Source organism: Pseudoalteromonas sp. SR45-5, assembly GCF_014163565.1.
In the GTDB taxonomy this organism is placed as follows: domain Bacteria; phylum Pseudomonadota; class Gammaproteobacteria; order Enterobacterales; family Alteromonadaceae; genus Pseudoalteromonas; species Pseudoalteromonas distincta.
Window position 1 is genome coordinate 1 of the sequence record NZ_JACJDN010000787.1, and the last position, 1,567, is coordinate 1,567.

Below are 1,567 nucleotides of genomic sequence, written 5' to 3' on the forward strand. Positions count from 1 at the left end.
GTTAACCCTGATTTTTGGACGGCTTTTTTAATCTCTTTTCTAATACAAGAGTGATGAAAATGATGTCGCCTTATTTCACCACTTTGAGGATCTGAACTTAATATATGAGAAGGAAATAAATATTGCCACGCAAGCGATTTTGCGGCACTTGGATATTTTTTTGTTAAAGCATATGGCATCCATACGCCAGAATATTCCGTATTATTTAAATCCAGTTTTAAATAGTCATCAACGTTCAAAATTTGATTTCTCAGCATAGGAATTAGTTCTGTGGCCAGCGTAACAATGCGGTGTTTATTACCTTTTCCATTCCATACTTGAATGCATTTATAATCAAAATCAATATCTTTCACCCTTAATTGCACCGCTTCCATTACTCTTAAGCCACTTCCATACATAAGGGCTGCAATTAAATAATAGCGCTTATTTAAATGAGCCATCAACATTTTAACTTCCTCTGGGGTCATCACTACAGGGAGCTTTGCTTGTTTTTTACTACGGGCAAAATTTAAATTTAATGAAAGTTCGTTTTTTATTATGTGCTTGTATAAAAATGACAATGAATTGAGTGCAGTGGCTTGCGTACGTGGTGCAACGTTTTGCTTTAACACTAAATGTTCTAAGTAGCGTTCGACTTCATTGTCCCCCATTGAGGCGGGATGGCGTTTATTATGAAAATGGATATAAGATGCAATCCATCTTAGGTAGGTATCGACGGTGCGTAATGAATATTGACGAACTAGCATATATTCAGCTATGTAATTTAAAAATGGGGAACGTGTTTTCATACTATTACCAACAATAGTGCTGTTTTTATATACAGTGTAGTTGTGATGCACACATATTCAAGAAAATGAGCGGCGAGCGCATTTTGTCTTTTATTGAGAGTTTGAGTGCTAATAAAAAATTATATATAGCAATGTACTAAGTTATTTGGTAAAAAAGATTTATAAAATACATGAGCGTATAGTTGGCAGAAATATGCGCGATGAGCGCACTATTAAATTGTTATGTTCTAGGAAGAGAATGAATACTCATAAGATTATTTTAGGAGCTTTATTTTTCGTAATCGGAGCTTTATTTTTCATTATTGTCGGTATGACCTTTGTAAATAACGCAGCTTCTTTTGGCATCATCCAAGGGGTTATCACCCTAGTATTTGTTGCTAGCTTCTTCTTAATGTCCTTTGCAGGCTTCGGATTACTGCGTAATAAAGTTTGGGCTTATTTTCCTGCTCAAATTGCTGCGTACATAAATATTTTAAATATTCCAATTGGCACAGCTATGGCTATCTATTACATTTGGTTTCATCGCTCGTTTATTAAAGAACGAACATAACAAACGCATTAACACTCGCTGCGCTCGCTAGGGACAAATACACGTAGGCTCCCTGCGCTTCGCTCGGTATTTTAGCCTACGTATATTTGCCCGTTATGCGGGAAGTTAGGCGTCATTTACTTACAGCATTAAAAAGTAGTCTCAGCAGTGACATTACAGCATCAAGGCTGTTTCGCTAGGTTGTATTTACGGCTTACTTTTTCGGTAGTTTAAACGGCTTTAGCAACGG

General features: G+C 36.4%; 2 protein-coding genes. One reads left to right on the forward strand and one right to left on the reverse strand.

The window, feature by feature from the left end; all coding sequences use genetic code 11:
• The coding region (locus H5072_RS19045; protein ID WP_182694459.1) for an integron integrase at nucleotides 1-788 on the reverse strand (788 nt) is incomplete at its 3' end.
• A gap of 238 nt (nucleotides 789-1,026) precedes the next feature.
• On the opposite strand from H5072_RS19045, the gene H5072_RS19050 reads away from it, so the two are divergent.
• Nucleotides 1,027-1,338 carry a hypothetical protein gene (locus H5072_RS19050; RefSeq protein WP_182694460.1) on the forward strand — a complete coding sequence of 104 codons (312 nt, stop codon included), beginning with the start codon at nucleotides 1,027-1,029 and terminating at the stop codon, nucleotides 1,336-1,338.
• Nucleotides 1,339-1,567 lie beyond the last annotated feature (229 nt).